Below are 15,840 nucleotides of genomic sequence, written 5' to 3'. Positions count from 1 at the left end.
AGGCGCCGGGGGCCTCGTCATGCGGTGGCCGAGCGGTACTTGCGGACCGCCAGGGTGCGGAAGACGACGATGATCAGGATCGAGTAGATCAGCGAGGCCCACACCGGGTGCTGCATGGGCCAGGCGTCCGAGTGGGACTGACCGGGGTTGGCGAACAGCACACGGCACGCCTGGACCGTGGCGCTGAACGGGTTCCACTCCGCGACATGGCGCAGCCACGGGGTCATGTTGCTGGTGTCCACGAACGCGTTGGATATGAAGGTCACCGGGAAGAGCCAGATCAGTCCGCCGGAGGTGGCCGCCTCCGGGGTGCGGACGGTCAGGCCGATCAGTGCGCCGATCCAGGTGAACGCGTACCCGAGCAGAAGCAGCAGCCCGAAGGCGCCGAGGATCCTCGCGACGTTGGTGTCCCCGAACGTGCTCGTGCGCCAGCCGACCAGCACGGCGACGACGGCGAGGACGAGCAGGGTCAGCGCCGTCTGGACCAGGTCGGCGAGCGTGCGCCCGGTCAATACCGCGCCGCGTGCCATGGGCAGGGAGCGGAAGCGGTCGATGAGGCCCTTGTGCATGTCGTCGGCGATGCCCGCGCCGGAGCTGGCGGTGGCGAACGTGACGGTCTGCGCGAAGATGCCCGCCATCAGGAAGTTCTTGTAGTCGACCGCGCTGGTGCTGGTGCCGATCTTCATGGATCCGCCGAACACATAGGTGAACAGCACCACGAACATGATCGGCTGTATGAGCCCGAAGATCACCATCTCCGGGATCCTGGACATGCGGATCAGATTGCGCTGGGCGACGATGAGCGAGTCCCGAAGGGACCTGCTGAACGGGTTGCCGGGGGCCGCGACCGGCGTCGCGTCGGTTACGGCACTCACTTCGCGGTCTCCTTGTTCTTCTTGCGGTCGCCGGGCTTCTTCGAGGCGCCGTTGCCCTCGTCGTTCTCCTCCGCCACATGTCCCGTCAGGGACAGGAAGACGTCGTCGAGGGTGGGGCGGCGCAGTCCGATGTCGTCTATCTCGATGCCGCGTGTGTCCAGCTCCCGGATGACCTCGGCGAGCAGCTTGGCGCCGCCGGTGACGGGGACGGTCAGCTTGCGCGTGTGCTCCTCGACCGTGGTCTCGCCCTTGCCGAAGCCGCCCAGGACCTCGGTGGCCGTCGCGATGTCCTCGCGGTCGTGCACGACGACCTCGACGCGCTCGCCGCCGGTGCGGGCCTTGAGCTGGTCGGAGGTGCCCTTGGCGATGACGCGGCCGTGGTCGACCACGGCGATGTCGTGGGCCAGGTGGTCGGCCTCTTCCAGATACTGGGTGGTGAGCAGCAGCGTCGTACCGCCGGAGACCAGCTGCTTGATGACCTCCCACAGCTGCTGGCGGTTGCGCGGGTCGAGGCCGGTGGTCGGCTCGTCCATGAACATGACGGGCGGCGACACCACGAGCGCGGCCGCGAGGTCGAGGCGGCGGCGCATGCCTCCGGAGTAGGTCTTGGCGGGGCGGTCGGCGGCGTCCGTGAGGTTGAACTGCTCCAGCAGTTCAACCGCGCGGGCCTTCGACGCCTTCGCGCCCATCTGGTACAGCCTGCCGACCATCTGCAGGTTCTCGCGGCCGGTGAGGTACTCGTCGACCGCAGCGAACTGGCCGGACAGGCCTATGGAGCGGCGGACGGCGTCGGGGTGCTTGAGGACGTCCACACCCGCGACCACGGCCTTGCCGCTGTCGGGGCGGAGCAGGGTCGTCAGACAGCGGACGGCCGTCGTCTTGCCAGCGCCGTTCGGCCCGAGCAGACCGAGGACCGTGCCCTCGGGCACATCGAGGTCGACGCCGTCCAGTGCCCTTACGTCGCCGAAGGTTTTCACCAGGCCTTCGGCGTAGATGGCGCCTGGCATATGAATCTCCACGTCTTTGGGGATGGGGCGAAAGAATGCGAGGTGACTGCGCAACAGACCATAACGCGATGTATCGCGTCACTCAATGGAATTTTCTCGTCATTGCCCGAACGGGTGACGGGCTCGACGTTGCCCGAGCAAGGTGAAGGATGAGTGTCGGCGAGGTCTCCGACCTCAATCGATGACCGTGTATCCCGCCTCGCGCAGGGCCTGGCCGACCTCGGCGCAGTGCGCCGGGCCCTTTGTCTCCAGGTGCAGCTCCACCTCCGCCTCGGTGAGCCCGAGCCGTGGATCGGTCCGTACATGACTCACGTCGAGGACGTTAGCGTCCACCACTGACAACACCCCGAGAAGCGTGGCGAGGGCGCCCGGCCGGTCCGTCAGCCGCAGCCGAACGGCCAGGTAGCGGCCCTGCGCGGCCATGCCGTGGCGCAGCACCCGCTGGAGCAGCACCGGATCGACGTTCCCGCCGGAGAGCACCGCGACCACCGGACCCGGGAAGGCGCCGGGGTCCGCCAGCAGCGCGGCGACCGGACTCGCGCCGGCCGGTTCGACGACCAGCTTGGCCCGCTCCAGGCACAGCAGCAGCGCGGCCGACAACTGGTCCTCGGTGACCGTGCGGACCTCGTCCACCAGCTCGGCGATGATCCCGAACGGCACCTCGCCCGGACACCCCACCTTGATCCCGTCGGCCATCGTCGCCGGGTTGTCGATCACCACCGGCCGCCCGGCCGCGAGCGAGGGCGGGTACGCGGCCGCGCCCGCCGCCTGCACGCCGACGATCCGCACGTCCGGCCGCAGCGTCTTCACCGCGACGGCGATGCCGGCCGCGAGCCCGCCGCCGCCGATGCCGACGACGATCGTGCCCACCTCCGGGCACTGCTCCAGGATCTCCAGGCCGACCGTGCCCTGCCCCGCGATGATGTCGGGATGATCGAAGGGGTGGATGAAGACGGCGCCCGTCTGCTCCGCGTACTCCCGCGCCGCGGCCAGCGTCTCGTCGACCACCTGACCGTACAGGCGCACCTCGGCGCCGTAGTCCCGGGTCGCGCTGATCTTCGGCAGCGGGGCGCCCCTCGGCATGAACACGGTGGCGTGCACGCCGAGCAGCGCGGAGGCCAGCGCCACACCCTGCGCGTGGTTCCCGGCGCTCGCGGCCACGACACCGGCGGCGCGCTCCTCGGGCAGCAGGCCGGCGATACGGACGTAGGCGCCCCTCAGCTTGAAGGAACCCGTCCGCTGGAGGTTCTCGCACTTGAGGTGGACCGGCGCGCCCACCAGCTGCGACAGATGCCTGCTGCCCTCCATCGCGGTCACCCGCGCCACGCCCGTGAGCATCTTCTGGGCGCCGCGCACGTCGTCGAGGGTGACGGGCCGCAAGGAGTCAGCCGTGCTGTAGCTCATGACACAAGTCTCGCAGTTCACAGCCGGGCGCAGCGGGTGTGACCAAGCTCCGAGACCGGTTTGCGCAGCCCCGGTACGACCCGCCCCCTGGCCGCGTACCCTGTCCCCCAACCCAGCACTCTTCATGAAGCGAGCCCCCGGCCATGCCCACAACACCTGAAATGTCGATGGACATGACGACCGTCGGTGACACCGGTCTCCTCGACACGCTGCAGCACGAGGTGGCGGTCTTCGCCCGGCGTGCCGAACAGACCCGGCTCGGCGGCGTCGGACAGGTGCGCAACTCCATGGACCGCGCCGCGTATCTGCTGCTGAACCGCCTCGACAAGGAAGGACCGATGGGGGTCAAGGCCCTCGCCGCGAGCATGGGGATCGACTCGTCGACGGTCACCCGGCAGGTGGCTCCCCTGGTCGACACCGGGCTCGTCAAGCGGACCTCGCACCCCGAGGACGGTCGGGCGGTGGTGCTGCAGCTGTCCCCGCGCGGGCTGTCCCGGCTGGAGGAAGTTCGTTCGTCCAGGCGTCAGTTGATGGCCGAGCTGACACACGACTGGGCGCCGGAGGAGCGCGAGACGTTCTGCACGCTCCTCACACGCTTCAACACCGCGCTCTCCGCGCGGATGGCGGTCCCGGGCGTGCCCGCGCCGGAGACTCCGTCGGCCTCCTGAGTCCCGGACTCTTGACCCCGGGCCGCCGCTGGCCTCATATGAGACCGGGTCCTGGTCGCACGCGGCTGCGCGTTCCGTACCGGCAGGGCCCCCTCAGGCGGGAGGCGCGGTGCGAGAACGGCAGGCGTCCCAAAGCGCCCGCCGGGCCCGGGAGTTCGAGGCATTCGTCGCGGGCGCGGCAGGGCGGCTGCTGCATGCCGCCACACTGCTGACCGCGGAGGCGCCGGACGACAACCCGCGCGCGCGGCGGCTGCTCACCCTGGCCCTCGCGCACACGTACGCGTGCTGGGACCGGCTGCGCGGCGAGGACCCTTACGACCGCGCCCGCCAGCACCTCGCCACGCGCTTCGCGCGCGGGGCCTGGCACCAGTACGGCGGTCTCGGCCGCGGCCGCCCGCATCCCGGAAGCACCCTGGCCGTCCTCAGCCCCCAGGAGCGTCTGATCCTCGTCCTGCGGTTGTACGAGGGGGTCGCCGAGGAGCAGGTGGCGGCGCTGCTCGGACTCCCGCCGGAACGGGTCCACGCGATCTGCGACCGGGCGACGGCCACTCTGCTGCATCCGCGCCGGGGGCAGCCGTCTGTCGTGATGGGCGCGAAGGTGGCACCGTCGTGAGGCGGCGGGACGAGGGGAGGCACAGGTGAACCGGCTGGAGCGGGAGGCCGCCGCGCGGCGGATCATGGAGCAGGTGCCGCCACCGGTGCCACCTGAGCTGTACGCGGAGGTCGTGCGTCGCGGGAGCCGCATGCTGCGCCGCAGGACCGCGGCCCGGCGTCTGATGTGGCTGCTGCTGTTCGCCGCGGCCGTGGCCTTCACCGTGTGGGCCGTGACGGCCCGGCCCTGGGTGGAGCCGCCGTCCCAGACGACTCCACCCGTCACGGGCTGGTGAACCGGCGCTGTCGCCGGTCCGGCGCCGGCTGCTAGCCCAGCGCCTGCTGCAGGTCTTCGAGCAGGTCGTCGACGTTCTCGATGCCCACGGAGAGGCGGACGAGGTCGGCCGGGACCTCCAGGGCCGAACCCGCCGCGGACGCGTGCGTCATACGGCCGGGGTGCTCGATGAGGGACTCGACGCCGCCGAGCGACTCCCCGAGGGTGAAGACCTTGGCACGGTTGCACACCTCGACGGCCGCCTCCTCGCCGCCCTCGACCTGGAAGGAGACCATGCCGCCGAACGCCTTCATCTGCTTGGCGGCGATCTCGTGACCCGGGTGCTCCGGCAGGCCGGGGTACAGGACCCGCGTCACGCGCGCGTGCCGGCTCAGCATGTCGGCGATCTTCGTGGCGTTCTGGCTGTGCCGGTCCATGCGCACCGCGAGCGTCTTCGTGCCGCGCAGCACCAGCCAGGAGTCGAAGGGCCCGGCGACCGCGCCCATCGCGTTCTGGTGATACGCCAGTTCCTCGCCCAGCGCCTGGTCGGACACGATCAGCGCACCGCCGACCACGTCCGAGTGACCGCCCATGTACTTGGTGAGCGAGTGCACCACCACGTCCGCGCCGAGCGAGAGCGGCTGCTGGAGGTAGGGCGTGGCGAAGGTGTTGTCGACGACGAGCTTCGCCCCCGCGTCATGGGCGATCTGGGCGACGGCGGCGATGTCGGTGATGCCGAGCAGCGGGTTGGAGGGGGTCTCCACCCACACGGCCTTGGTCTTCGGGGTGATGGCGGCCCGTACGGCTGCGGGATCGCTGGTGTCGGCGACGGACCATTCCACGCCCCACCGGGACACGACCTTCGCGAAGAGACGGAACGTGCCGCCGTACGCGTCGTTCGGGATGACCACGTGGTCGCCGGGGCTGAGCAGCGTACGCAACAGGGTGTCCTCGGCCGCCAGACCGGACGCGAACGCGAGGCCGCGACGGCCGCCCTCCAGCGCGGCGAGGTTCTCTTCCAGTGCGGTCCTGGTCGGATTGGCGCTACGGCTGTACTCGTAGCCACCGCGCAGGCCGCCTACGCCGTCCTGCTTGTAGGTCGAGACCTGGTAGATCGGCGGGACGACCGCGCCGGTGAGGGGATCGGCGGTGTTGCCCGCGTGGATCGCGAGGGTCTCGAAGTGCTGACTGATGTGCCTGTCGCTCATGTGCACCGAGCGTAGTGCGCCCGCGGCACTGCTGCCGGACAGCGGGTCGCACACGGCCGGAAGCAAGGGTTTTCCCCGTGCGTGACGGGGCACGCGGCGGGCCGGCCGGACGGTTTTCCACAGGCGGAGCGGGACGGGTTGGCCAATTGTCGGCGGCGTCTGGTTCGCTTGAGCCATGGAAATTCTCTGGGTCCTGATGGCGCTGCTCATGCTGAGCTTCGCACTGCTCCCGGTCCTGCGGCGCAGGCGCGGGATGATCGAGCGGGTCCACCCGGGCCACCCGGACGCCGCGGACCCGGCGAACTACGGCTTCGCGCGCGAGGAGGAGCTGGACATCCGCATGCCCGGCCCCGACCAGGACCTGCTCGACGTCCTGGACCTGGTGCAGCGCACCCAGGACTACCGGGCCGCCTCGCAGCTGCTGGCCGGCACCGAGACGGAGGGCGAGCTGCGCTGGCAGCGCGTGCAGGCCTTCGCGGGCGCGGCGGCGCTGGAGCTGCAGCAGCGGCCCGGCGGGGTCCATGAGACTCCGGGCGGGCAGTGGCTGCGTGTGTGGCGGGCCGAGCAGCCCAAGGACGCGGGCGGCGCGGCCGTGCACGCGGAGTTCCTGGTGCAGCAGGCGTGGCGCACGTCGACCCCGGGCACGGACGAGTTCCGGATCATCATGGAGGAGGCCCGGGACGCGTGCGGACAGGCCGCGCTGCTGGCTCCCGGCGACCCGGTCCCGCACATCGTCGAGCTGTCGGTGGCGCGCGGACTGGTGTACCCCCAGCCGGAGTTCGAGAAGCTGTGGCTGAAGATCCTGGACCGGGACCCGGCCCACATGGGCGCCCATCTCGCGGCCCTGCACTACTGGTGCGAGAAGTGGCACGGCTCGCGCGAGCTGGCGTACTCCTTCGCGGAGGCCGCAGCAGCCCGCGCACCCCAGGGCTCCCTGCTCGCCGCGATGCCGCTCTTCGCGGTCTTCGAGCACCTCCCCGAGGTGAACCTGGTCAGCAGCTTCTACCAGAGCGAGGTCGTGACCAAGGCCGTCCACGGCGCGCTCCACGCGGTGCACGCGGCCCGTCCCGACGACCCGATGACGGCGCACGTCCGCCATCTCCTGGTCTTCTTCCTGGTCCGCGCCGAGCGCTGGTCGGAGGCCATGAACCAGCTGATACACGTCGACGGCCACGTGGGCGCCCTCCCCTGGTCCCTGTCCCCCGACCCGGCCGCGGAGTTCGCCGTCTACCGAGCCCTGGCGGTGGCGGGCTACGAGGCCAACGGCGGCAGCCCGGCAACACTGCTCAGCTGACGGCCCCGAGCGGGCGGCCACGGCCGAGCGCGCTGGCGAACGGCTGGAGAAAATCAGTGGCCGCCCGAACCGGCCGACCCCACGCTGTACGGCATGCAACAACCGCAACGCGGGATCCGTGCGGCCTACGCAGAATCCACGATCACCGTCTACCAGGCGTACTCCCCGGACATCGGCCTGCCGGCCGCCCGCAAGGGCCGTTTCCCCTCCGCGTGGAAGCGCGACAGGATGACATGGATCATCAAGCAGCGTTCATAGACCGCAAGAGCCTGTGACTGGGCGGTGGGCCGGGGTCACCTTCAGCGCTGGCCTGTCGAGGCTGGATCATGGTCCGGTGATGAAGTGGATGAAGGAGACGCCCCCGGTCGGGCAGCCCGAGCGTGAGTCGGAACTCTCGGACTACCAGCGGGCGATGCGGGACCGGCTTCTCTCGGCTCCTGTGGTGCCCGCGCCCGAACCTTGGCGGCCCGTCTTCACCTACGAGTACGGGGTTCCTGTCGGCGGACTGCTCGGGGTCGGCTTCGCGACGAACCCCGATACGGGCCACGATCTGGTGATGGTTGTCTCGCACGACGGGCACGGTCTCTTCGACGCCGTCACCGGCGAGAAGATCGCCAGGGACCGCGACCCCGCTCTTGAGGACAGCACCCCCGACGCGGTCGCCGACCTGTCCTGCCCCGGACTGGGGCCGATCACCGGAAGCCGCGTACACATCGCCGGGCTCTTCGGTGGCGGTCTGCACACCACCACCGAAGACGGCTGGACCCTGGAAGTCGTCACCCCGGCCTGGCCGAACGAGCGGGTCCTGCTGTCAATGGACGGCGGGCTCCCCCACGCGGGTCCGCACGGAGAGGAGTGGTGGCACATCTTCCACTCGAACTACTCCACATGCCGTGCAGCCGGCTTCTCCCCCTCCGGCCAGACGATCGCCGTAGCGACAAGCAGCGACCTCTCCATGTGGACCCGCAGTACGGACGACCGTCACGCCGACGGCTGAGACACGCCCGAGTTCGGGTGGAAGAGCAGAAGGAGGCGGAGTTGAGTGCCACAGGCGTGTGGATCGTCGGCGCAGTGCCTGAACAGGAGGTACGGAGTTTGCGGAGCGCTCCGGTTCAGAACTCGGCGCCGGCACGGGTGCACTGTGACGTGCCTGGGGAACTGGCTTGGTGGCGAAGCAAGGCGCAGGCGTCCATGTTCCCTCCGTCGACGAGTTCTCCCGGCGATTGGCGCGCCGACGAGGACGCCCTCCGGCTCAGCGCGTTCTTCGACGCCTGCCGCGACGACTCTGATCACGCGCAGGAGTTGCGTGACACGGTCATGGATCAGTTTCCCCTCGATGCCGAGGAGGGCTTGTTCGTGGCCACGGCGCGCAAGGCCGACCCGTTCTCCGCCTTGGCTTACGCGCTGGGCCCCGATGCGACGCTGCGGCTGCCGGGACGGTTCGGGGACTTCCTTCTTGATGCCGAGCAAGTCCGCGATCAGCTGCCCGCGGTCTCGGAGACCCTCGTCCTGACCGGAATCCCACGGCGCGACGCGATCGAGCGAATCCACGCGTGGATGACCGGCTTGGGTGACGACCCCGACCACAACGCGGACGAACTTCTTGACGGCCCGCTACGCGTCCTCCGCCACGCCGCCCGCACGGGCCATGGGGCAGCCGGCCAAGTCCGCTGGTACTGACGTGGCCGAACACCGCATTCACCTCGACACGGTGCGCCCGCCGGAACGGGACAGACATCACGAATCCCCGTGCACAGGCTCCGCTACCTCGCGGGAAAGGTCTGTGAGCAATGCTTGACCTGGATCAAGCCGTCGTTCCTGTGGATGATGTACCGCTGTGGCTGGGGCGCCAAGGCGGGGCAGGAGACCGTTCTTGCCGTCGAGATCAGTCGTGACGGCTTCGATTGGGCGCTGTGCCACGCGTGTCTGTCGGGCTACGCCCGCGGGGTGCACCCCGACCGGGCCACCTGGCAGCGTCAGTTGAAGCGTGCGCCCGCTCGTGTGCAGTGGGATCCCGAGCGGGACCTGCGGCTACAGCCCCTGCCGTACCGGTCCCTGCAACTCGGCCTCTCCGGTGAGGCCGCACGACGCTACGCGGACGAGTGGACGGTCGCCGTCCGCGACGTGACCCCGCTCGCCCACGAGATACACGCCCTCGTCCGCGGTGGTGACCTGGACTCGGCCGCCCGGCTGCTGCCCCAGGAGCACCCCTATCCCGTTGGAGACGCATTTCTTGCCCACCTGCACGGATGACGGGCAGGGGCGGCTGCAGTCGCGGTGCCGGAGGATTGCGGTGATCCTGTCAGGGAGACGCGGCTGGCCTCGCACGGCCATTGTGCGTCGGTGACCGCGCTGTACAGGAAGGCGACGGCCATGACAGCGATGCCCAGCAAGACACAGCGAGGGCACGGGGGGTCCGAGAGCGGCAGAGCGATCGACAGTGCGTCCCTGGCCGCCGGGGCCATGATGATGCTCAGCGGACCGCTCAGCATTCTGATGGGCGTGTCGGGCATCGCGCAGGACAGCCTGCTCGTCTCCTCCTCCCAGTACGCCTACCGGTTCGATCTGACCGCCTGGGGCGTCATTCACCTCGTCGTCGGAGTGGCGCTGGTCGTCGCCGGCCTGGGAGTCCTGATGAACAAGAGCTGGGGCCGCGGGGCCGGTGCCGCGACGGCGGGGATCAGCCTGATCACCCAGTTCATGTTCGTTCCGTACTACCCGGTGTGGGCCATCTCCGTGATGACGCTCGACCTCCTGATCCTGTTCGCGCTGACGAGGTATCACATCGAGACCGGCGGCGGCCGGTGAGCGCAGGTCAGGAGAGCCAGTCCGTGTAACGGGTGGTGGCCAGGCGGGCGTTCTCGTCGGTGAGGACGTCGCCCTTGACCGCGGCGAACATGCCCGCCGTGGGGTCCGTGACGACGGTGCGGTTGTCACCCTTGTGGGCCAGGGTGATCCGGCCCAGCTCGTCCAGGGCGAAGACCTCGGGTCCTGCGATGTTGCGGATGCCGTTCAGCGGGGCGCCCGCGGCGACGTCCGACACGGCGGCGGCCACGTCCTTGGAGGCGATCGGCTGGATCGGCGTGGCGGGCAGCCGGACGGTGTCGCCGTCGCTGGTCCAGGACAGGACGGCGTCCATGAAGTCCATGAACTGCGTCGCCCGGACGATCGAGTAGGGGATCGGACCGGCCGCGAGGAGCCGCTCCTGGAGCGCCTTGGCCCGGTAGTAGTCCAGCTCCGGCACCTGGTCCACGCCGACGATCGAGAGGATGACGAAGTGGCCGACGCCGCCCTTGTGGGCCGCGGCCAGAAGGTTGTCCATCGAGGTCTGGAAGAAGGCCGGGGAGGCTTCGTCGAAGGTCGGGGAGTTCGTCAGATTGACGACCACGTCGGCTCCCGCCACCGCCTCGTCCAGTCCCCGGCCGCTGATGACGTCGACTCCAGTGGACTGTGAGTGCGGTACCGCCTCGTGCCCGGCTGCGTTCAGGTTCCTGACGACCTGCGACCCGATCAGCCCGGTACCGCCGATGACTGCGATCTTCATGACGTGCCTTTCGTCGGTGTCATGTTTCGTGTCATGTCCGCAATATCGCAGATGGGCCTCAGCGACCTCCGGATGCGTCCTCGGCAGGCGCGGCGCAGCCTGGAGACAGGGATGACCCTCAGCGCACTCCCGGGCCGGGTGAGGTGAGGTGACGGCCATGCCCGCATGGCATCTGCGCGACTATCACGACCGCGACCTCGACCAGGCGATCCGGATCTGGGAACAGAGCCGGCTGGCCGACGAGGACCCCGTGTTTCCGGTCTCCGAGGTGATGGCCGCGGCACAGAGCGGTCAGACGGCCGTGGTCGCGGTGGTCGGCGACGAGCTGGTCGGGATGGCCGTGGCGCAGACGGGCGGTACCCGAGGCTGGGTCCTGCTGGTGGCCCTCGCCTCCCGCTGGCGCGAGCGCGGCATCGGCAGCGCCCTCCTCTCCGAGCTGGAACGACGCCTGCGGGCACTCGGCGTGCGGCGCGTCAGCGCTCTGCTGCCCGCCGACGCCGCCGGGACGAAGGCCCTGGAGAACTCCGGGTACCGGCTCCGCGACGACCTGACCTACTACGAGAAGATCGAACCGGACGACACCGCCAACGCCGAGGTCCTGGCCACGCTGGGCGGCCGGATGCTGCCCAGCGGCCTCTGGGACGCCATGGCCGGCATGGAGCGGGAGAAGCAGGTCGTCGAGCGCCGTGTCGTACTTCCGCTGACGGAACCGGCGCTGGCCGACCGCTTCGCCGTCGCCCCGCCGAAGGCGGTCATCCTGTTCGGCCCGCCAGGCACGGGAAAGACCAGTTTCGCCAAAGCGGTGGCCTCCCGGCTCGGCTGGCCGTTCGTGGAGCTCTACCCGTCCCGGCTCGCGGCCGACACGGACGAGGGGCTGGCCGTGGCGTTGCGCCAGGCGTTCGCGGACCTGGCGGAACTGGACTCGGTCCTGCTCTTCATCGACGAGGTCGAGGAGATCGCCGGCGCGCGGTCCGGCAAGGCGGTCGATCCCGGCCACGGGGTGACCAACGAGCTGCTCAAACTCATCCCCGTCTTCCGTGAGCACGACACACGCCTGCTGACGTGCGCCACCAACTCGGTACGGTCCCTCGACGCGGCCTTTCTGCGGCCGGGCCGGTTCGACTACGTCATCCCCATCGGCCCCCCGGACCCCACCGCCCGCGCCGCGATCTGGACCCGCTATCTCCGGGCCGCCACCGACTCCGTGGACCTCACCCGGCTGGTAGAGGCCAGCGAGCTGTTCACCCCGGCCGACATCGAATACGCGGCCCGCAAGGGCGCGCAGACGGCGTTCGAACGCGAGGTCACGCAGCGCCGGGGCCTGCCGGCCACGACCGAGGACTATATGACCGCCATCGCGGACACCCGGCCGACGCTCACCGCACGGGCGATCGAGGAGTTCATGGAGGACATCGAGACCTACAGCCGCCTTTGAGGCCGAAGGGAGACGTCCAGAAGGGAGACGTCCGGAAGGGAGACGACTATCCGGTCGACGGTCGTCTCTCCCTCCTCGTACATTCGCCTCTCACCACACGAGAGGGACGGGGATGGGCAGCCGTACGTTTCTGATCGGCGGGGGATGGGACACCGCGGAGGTCTACGAGCCGTTCCTCGATGCGGCCGGGGACGCTCCGCGCATCGGGTGCGTGATCCTGGACGAGGGCGACGGCGCCGAGCAGTTCGCCCGGTACGAGGGGGCGTTGCGCAAGGCCGGGGACTGCACGCCCGTACCGCTGCTCGCGCCTCTGGGCGGGCGGTTCGGGCCGGAGGCGGTGGCGGGTGTCGACGGGGTGCTGGTGTGCGGCGGGCTGACGCCCGCGTATCAGGAGGCGTTCGCGCAGTGTCTCGAAGGACTGCCGCAGGCGCTCGCCGAGCGCGGTGTCCCGTACGCCGGGTTCTCGGCGGGCGCCGCCGTCGCCGCGCGACACGCCGTGGTCGGCGGGTGGCTCCTGGACGGGGTTCCGGTGTGCCCGGAGGACTCCGCGGAGGACCTGGAGGAGATCGCGGTACGGCCGGGGCTCGGGCTCGTGCCGTTCGGGGTGGACGTGCACGCCGCGCAGTGGGGGACGCTGCCGAGGCTCGTCGCCGCGGTCGCCCGCGGATACGTCCCGTACGGCGTCGCACTCGACGAGAACACGCTCGTCGAGGTGGGCGACGACGGGCACGCACGGGTCTCGGGGCTCGGCCGCGCCCACGTGGTGCGACCGGCGGACGGCAGCGACAGCAGCGACGGCAGCGACGGCAGCGACGGCCAGGACGTGCTCGTACGGTCCTACGGCGCCGGCGGGACGTTCCCCGTGCGCTGACTCAACTCCCGCTCCCGTAGGGGCGGGTGAGGATCTCCATCCGGTGGCCGGAGGGGTCGTCGAAGTACACCCCGCGGCCGCCGTCGTTGGTGTTGATCTCGCCGGCGCGGCTGTGGAACGGGTCCGCCCAGTAGGTGAGGCCCGCCTCCCCGATGCGGGCGAAGATGGCGTCGAAGTCGTCCTCGGAGACCAGGAAGGCGTAGTGCTGCGGGGTGATGGCGCCGGCGGTGTCCTTGTAGTCCAGCGTCACGCCGTTGGGTATTCCGACGGGGACGAACGGGCCGTAGTCCGCGCCCACTTCGAGGCCCAGGAGACCGGCGAGGAAGTCGGCCGAGACATGGCTGTCGTGCGCGGCGACGATGGTGTGGTTCAGCTGCACAGTCATCGTGTGCACCTCCTGCTGCCCAACATACTCCGACGCGAACTGAGGCAAGCCTTACTTTGATCGTCGAGCGCCGCCCGGGCCCGCCCCGCCGCCGGGGCCCGCCCCGCTGTCGGGACCGGCCCTGGCGGCGGGTGTGCTGCCGGGCAGCGCGGCTCAGATCGTCGCGGTGTCGATCACGAACCGGTAGCGGACGTCGCTCGCCACCACCCGGTCGTACGCCTCGTTGATCTTGTCGGCGCCGATCAGCTCGATCTCGGCGCCCAGGTCGTGCTCGGCGCAGAAGTCGAGCATCTCCTGGGTCTCCGGGATGCCGCCGATGCCGGAGCTGCTCAGGCTGCGGCGGTTGCCGAACACCGAGGACAGCATGATCTGGACCGGCTCCTCGGGGATGCCGAGGTTCACCATCGCGCCGTCCGTGCGCAGCAGCGAGAGGTAGGCACCGAAGTCCAGCGAAGCGGAGACCGTGTTCAGGACGATGTCGAAGGTGCCCTTCAGCTCCTCGAAGGTCTTCGGGTCACTGGTGGCGTAGTAGTGGTCGGCGCCCAGCTTCAGGCCGTCGTCCTTCTTGCGCAGGGACTGCGACAGGACGGTGACCTCCGCGCCGAGCGCGTGCGCGATCTTGACGCCCATGTGGCCGAGGCCGCCGAGGCCCACGACGGCGACCTTCTTGCCGGGGCCGGCGTTCCAGTGCTTCAGCGGGGAGTACGTGGTGATGCCGGCGCAGAGCAGCGGCGCGGCCACGTCCAGGGAGAGACCGTCGGGGATGCGGACGACGAAGGCCTGGTCGACGACGATCTTCTCGGCGTAGCCGCCGTAGGTGGGCTCGCCGTCCTTGCCGACCGCGTTGTACGTCCAGACGGGGCCGCCCTGGGAGCAGTACTGCTGCAGGCCGGCCCGGCAGTTGTCGCACTCGCGGCAGGAGTCGACCATGCAGCCGACGCCCACACGGTCGCCGACCTGGTACTTCGTGACACCGGAACCGACCTCGGAGACGACACCGGCGATCTCGTGGCCGGGCACCATCGGGAAGATCGCCGTGCCCCAGCCCTCACGGGCCTGGTGGATGTCGGAGTGACAGATGCCGGCGAACTTGATGTCGATCAGGACGTCGAACTCGCCGACCGGGCGCCGCTCGATCGTGGTCCGTTCCAGCGAGGCCTTCGCGGCGGGCGCGGCATACGCGGCAACAGTGGTCATGGCGTGGTTCTCCTCGCGGGGGGTGATGCACCCGGCTGCCTTCCCGCCGGGCATGGCTCCAGCCTGCCTCATGCCCCGGCGCTCACCCAGCCCACACCTTTGCGTACGTCCGCCGTGCGTACCACTGGCGGGGTCAGGCTCCTGTGCGTACGACCACGCGATGCGTCCGATACTGGCTGTATGGACCAACAGCCCGAGACTGCCGCCCCCGGTCACTCCCTGGACCGGCGCGCCGAGCTGAGCGAGTTCCTGCGCAGCAGGCGGGCCCGGCTGAAGCCGGAGGACGTGGGGCTGCCGGACTTCGGGCGGCACCGCCGGGTGCCCGGGCTGCGCCGCGAGGAGCTGGCGCAGCTGGCCGGGGTGTCCGTGGCGTACTACACGCGGCTGGAGCAGGGCAACGGGCGGAACGTGTCGGCGGAGGTGCTGGACTCGATCGCCCGGGCGCTGCGGCTGTCCGACGCCGAGCACGCCCATCTGACCCACCTCGCCAAGGGCAAGCAGCACAAGAAGAAGGCGTCGGCACGCGCCCAGCAGGTGCGGGTGGCGCTGCAGCAGCTGCTGGACGTGATGGACGCGGTACCGGCGTATGTCGTCGGGAGGCGCTCGGAGATCCTGGCGTGGAACCGGATGGCCGCCGCCCTCTTCGGGGACTGGGGGGAGCTGCCGGCGGCGGAGCGGAACTGGGCGCGGCTGGTGTTCCTGAAGCCGGAGTACCGCGAGCTGTTCGTCGACTGGGAGCAGAAGGCCATCGACATCGTGTGCGCGCTGCGGATGGACGCCGGCTGCTATCCCGACGATCCCCGGCTGTCGGCGCTGGTCGGCGAGCTGTCCGTGAAGAGCCCGGACTTCCGGCGCCTGTGGGCGACGCATGACGTCAAGGAGAAGAACCACGGCGTCAAGCGGCTGCACCATCCGCTGGTCGGCGAGCTGTCGCTGAACTTCGAGTCGTTCCGTATGACGGGCGACAGTGACCAGTCCCTGGTCACCTATCACGCGGAGCCGGGCTCCCCGTCGGCGGAGGCCCTGCGGCTGCTCGCCAGCTGGGGCACGGACGCGACGAGGGCCGTACCGTCGGCCTGACGGCGTC

18 protein-coding genes and 1 pseudogene are annotated in these 15,840 nt (G+C 70.1%); 12 read left to right on the top strand and 7 right to left on the bottom strand.

What is annotated here, in order from left to right; all coding sequences use genetic code 11:
- Nucleotides 1–17 precede the first annotated feature (17 nt).
- From AB0I54_RS01970 to ilvA, 3 genes are all read right to left on the bottom strand, one after another.
- On the bottom strand, nucleotides 18–875 hold the full coding sequence (locus AB0I54_RS01970) for an ABC transporter permease (RefSeq protein WP_363293892.1): 858 nt from the start codon (nucleotides 873–875) through the stop codon (nucleotides 18–20).
- Nucleotides 872–1,882 carry an ATP-binding cassette domain-containing protein gene (locus tag AB0I54_RS01965; protein WP_363293891.1) on the bottom strand — a complete coding sequence of 337 codons (1,011 nt, stop codon included), beginning with the start codon at nucleotides 1,880–1,882 and terminating at the stop codon, nucleotides 872–874. Before AB0I54_RS01965 ends, AB0I54_RS01970 begins: the two co-directional genes overlap by 4 nt.
- A 174-nt stretch (nucleotides 1,883–2,056) precedes the next feature.
- Nucleotides 2,057–3,286, bottom strand: coding sequence for a threonine ammonia-lyase (ilvA, locus tag AB0I54_RS01960; RefSeq protein WP_363293890.1), 1,230 nt, complete (start codon nucleotides 3,284–3,286; stop codon nucleotides 2,057–2,059).
- Nucleotides 3,287–3,447: 161 nt separating this feature from the next.
- Here ilvA and AB0I54_RS01955 point away from each other — a divergent pair, with 161 nt between their 5' ends.
- The 3 genes from AB0I54_RS01955 (at nucleotide 3,448) to AB0I54_RS01945 (ending at nucleotide 4,841) form a co-directional block, all read left to right on the top strand.
- Nucleotides 3,448–3,954 carry a MarR family transcriptional regulator gene (locus AB0I54_RS01955; protein ID WP_363293889.1) on the top strand — a complete coding sequence of 169 codons (507 nt, stop codon included), beginning with the start codon at nucleotides 3,448–3,450 and terminating at the stop codon, nucleotides 3,952–3,954.
- A 109-nt stretch (nucleotides 3,955–4,063) separates the two neighbouring features.
- Nucleotides 4,064–4,567 (top strand): sigma factor-like helix-turn-helix DNA-binding protein, encoded by a 504-nt coding sequence (locus tag AB0I54_RS01950; protein WP_363293888.1) that lies wholly within the window; start codon nucleotides 4,064–4,066, stop codon nucleotides 4,565–4,567.
- Between the two features lie 25 nt (nucleotides 4,568–4,592).
- Nucleotides 4,593–4,841 carry a hypothetical protein gene (locus AB0I54_RS01945; protein WP_363293887.1) on the top strand — a complete coding sequence of 83 codons (249 nt, stop codon included), beginning with the start codon at nucleotides 4,593–4,595 and terminating at the stop codon, nucleotides 4,839–4,841.
- Nucleotides 4,842–4,872: 31 nt separating this feature from the next.
- Here AB0I54_RS01945 and AB0I54_RS01940 read toward each other — a convergent pair whose 3' ends face one another.
- Complete coding sequence (locus AB0I54_RS01940) at nucleotides 4,873–6,027, bottom strand: cystathionine gamma-synthase (protein WP_363293886.1); 1,155 nt, start codon at nucleotides 6,025–6,027, stop codon at nucleotides 4,873–4,875.
- 175 nt (nucleotides 6,028–6,202) lie between these two features.
- On the opposite strand from AB0I54_RS01940, the gene AB0I54_RS01935 reads away from it, so the two are divergent.
- From AB0I54_RS01935 to AB0I54_RS01910, 6 genes and pseudogenes are all read left to right on the top strand, one after another.
- Complete coding sequence (locus AB0I54_RS01935) at nucleotides 6,203–7,321, top strand: hypothetical protein (RefSeq protein WP_363293885.1); 1,119 nt, start codon at nucleotides 6,203–6,205, stop codon at nucleotides 7,319–7,321.
- Between the two features lie 93 nt (nucleotides 7,322–7,414).
- Nucleotides 7,415–7,561: pseudogene (locus AB0I54_RS01930) on the top strand (DUF4291 family protein); the annotation flags it as partial.
- Nucleotides 7,562–7,658: 97 nt separating this feature from the next.
- Nucleotides 7,659–8,318: a hypothetical protein gene (locus AB0I54_RS01925; protein ID WP_363293884.1), complete on the top strand. Its 660-nt coding sequence runs from the start codon at nucleotides 7,659–7,661 to the stop codon at nucleotides 8,316–8,318.
- A 17-nt stretch (nucleotides 8,319–8,335) separates the two neighbouring features.
- A complete protein-coding gene (locus tag AB0I54_RS01920) occupies nucleotides 8,336–9,001 on the top strand; it encodes a hypothetical protein (RefSeq protein ID WP_363293883.1) in 666 nt (221 codons plus the stop codon).
- 63 nt (nucleotides 9,002–9,064) lie between these two features.
- Entirely contained in the window at nucleotides 9,065–9,574 is a 510-nt protein-coding gene (locus AB0I54_RS01915) for a DUF4291 domain-containing protein (RefSeq protein WP_363294354.1), read from the top strand.
- Between the two features lie 120 nt (nucleotides 9,575–9,694).
- Nucleotides 9,695–10,129, top strand: coding sequence for a hypothetical protein (locus AB0I54_RS01910; RefSeq protein ID WP_363293882.1), 435 nt, complete (start codon nucleotides 9,695–9,697; stop codon nucleotides 10,127–10,129).
- A 7-nt stretch (nucleotides 10,130–10,136) separates the two neighbouring features.
- On the opposite strand, the gene AB0I54_RS01905 is transcribed toward AB0I54_RS01910, so the two are convergent.
- Complete coding sequence (locus tag AB0I54_RS01905) at nucleotides 10,137–10,865, bottom strand: NAD(P)H-binding protein (protein ID WP_363293881.1); 729 nt, start codon at nucleotides 10,863–10,865, stop codon at nucleotides 10,137–10,139.
- Nucleotides 10,866–11,022: 157 nt separating this feature from the next.
- Here AB0I54_RS01905 and AB0I54_RS01900 point away from each other — a divergent pair, with 157 nt between their 5' ends.
- Nucleotides 11,023–12,300, top strand: a complete 1,278-nt coding sequence (locus AB0I54_RS01900; RefSeq protein ID WP_363293880.1) for a GNAT family N-acetyltransferase — start codon at nucleotides 11,023–11,025, stop codon at nucleotides 12,298–12,300.
- 112 nt (nucleotides 12,301–12,412) lie between these two features.
- Nucleotides 12,413–13,171, top strand: a complete 759-nt coding sequence (locus tag AB0I54_RS01895) for a hypothetical protein (protein ID WP_363293879.1) — start codon at nucleotides 12,413–12,415, stop codon at nucleotides 13,169–13,171.
- A 1-nt stretch (nucleotide 13,172) separates the two neighbouring features.
- Here AB0I54_RS01895 and AB0I54_RS01890 read toward each other — a convergent pair whose 3' ends face one another.
- On the bottom strand, nucleotides 13,173–13,556 hold the full coding sequence (locus AB0I54_RS01890) for a VOC family protein (protein WP_363293878.1): 384 nt from the start codon (nucleotides 13,554–13,556) through the stop codon (nucleotides 13,173–13,175).
- A gap of 153 nt (nucleotides 13,557–13,709) precedes the next feature.
- Nucleotides 13,710–14,753: an NAD(P)-dependent alcohol dehydrogenase gene (locus tag AB0I54_RS01885; RefSeq protein ID WP_363293877.1), complete on the bottom strand. Its 1,044-nt coding sequence runs from the start codon at nucleotides 14,751–14,753 to the stop codon at nucleotides 13,710–13,712.
- 180 nt (nucleotides 14,754–14,933) lie between these two features.
- Here AB0I54_RS01885 and AB0I54_RS01880 point away from each other — a divergent pair, with 180 nt between their 5' ends.
- A complete protein-coding gene (locus AB0I54_RS01880) occupies nucleotides 14,934–15,833 on the top strand; it encodes a helix-turn-helix transcriptional regulator (protein ID WP_363293876.1) in 900 nt (299 codons plus the stop codon).
- Nucleotides 15,834–15,840: the final 7 nt, after the last annotated feature.

The organism is Streptomyces sp. NPDC050625, assembly GCF_040654755.1.
Taxonomy (GTDB): Bacteria; Actinomycetota; Actinomycetes; order Streptomycetales; family Streptomycetaceae; genus Streptomyces.
This window is presented reverse-complemented; position numbering and strand designations above follow the sequence as displayed.

Bases quoted from the DNA above. Each gene is read 5' to 3' on its own strand.
- AB0I54_RS01965 (WP_363293891.1), bottom strand. From the start codon at position 1,882: ATGCCAGGCGCCATCTACGCCGAAGGCCTGGTGAAAACCTTCGGCGAC.
- ilvA (WP_363293890.1), bottom strand. From the start codon at position 3,286: ATGAGCTACAGCACGGCTGACTCCTTGCGGCCCGTCACCCTCGACGAC.
- AB0I54_RS01955 (WP_363293889.1), top strand. From the start codon at position 3,448: ATGTCGATGGACATGACGACCGTCGGTGACACCGGTCTCCTCGACACG.
- AB0I54_RS01940 (WP_363293886.1), bottom strand. From the start codon at position 6,027: ATGAGCGACAGGCACATCAGTCAGCACTTCGAGACCCTCGCGATCCAC.
- AB0I54_RS01935 (WP_363293885.1), top strand. From the start codon at position 6,203: ATGGAAATTCTCTGGGTCCTGATGGCGCTGCTCATGCTGAGCTTCGCA.
- AB0I54_RS01925 (WP_363293884.1), top strand. From the start codon at position 7,659: ATGAAGTGGATGAAGGAGACGCCCCCGGTCGGGCAGCCCGAGCGTGAG.
- AB0I54_RS01910 (WP_363293882.1), top strand. From the start codon at position 9,695: ATGACAGCGATGCCCAGCAAGACACAGCGAGGGCACGGGGGGTCCGAG.
- AB0I54_RS01905 (WP_363293881.1), bottom strand. From the start codon at position 10,865: ATGAAGATCGCAGTCATCGGCGGTACCGGGCTGATCGGGTCGCAGGTC.
- AB0I54_RS01900 (WP_363293880.1), top strand. From the start codon at position 11,023: ATGCCCGCATGGCATCTGCGCGACTATCACGACCGCGACCTCGACCAG.
- AB0I54_RS01895 (WP_363293879.1), top strand. From the start codon at position 12,413: ATGGGCAGCCGTACGTTTCTGATCGGCGGGGGATGGGACACCGCGGAG.
- AB0I54_RS01890 (WP_363293878.1), bottom strand. From the start codon at position 13,556: ATGACTGTGCAGCTGAACCACACCATCGTCGCCGCGCACGACAGCCAT.
- AB0I54_RS01885 (WP_363293877.1), bottom strand. From the start codon at position 14,753: ATGACCACTGTTGCCGCGTATGCCGCGCCCGCCGCGAAGGCCTCGCTG.
- AB0I54_RS01880 (WP_363293876.1), top strand. From the start codon at position 14,934: ATGGACCAACAGCCCGAGACTGCCGCCCCCGGTCACTCCCTGGACCGG.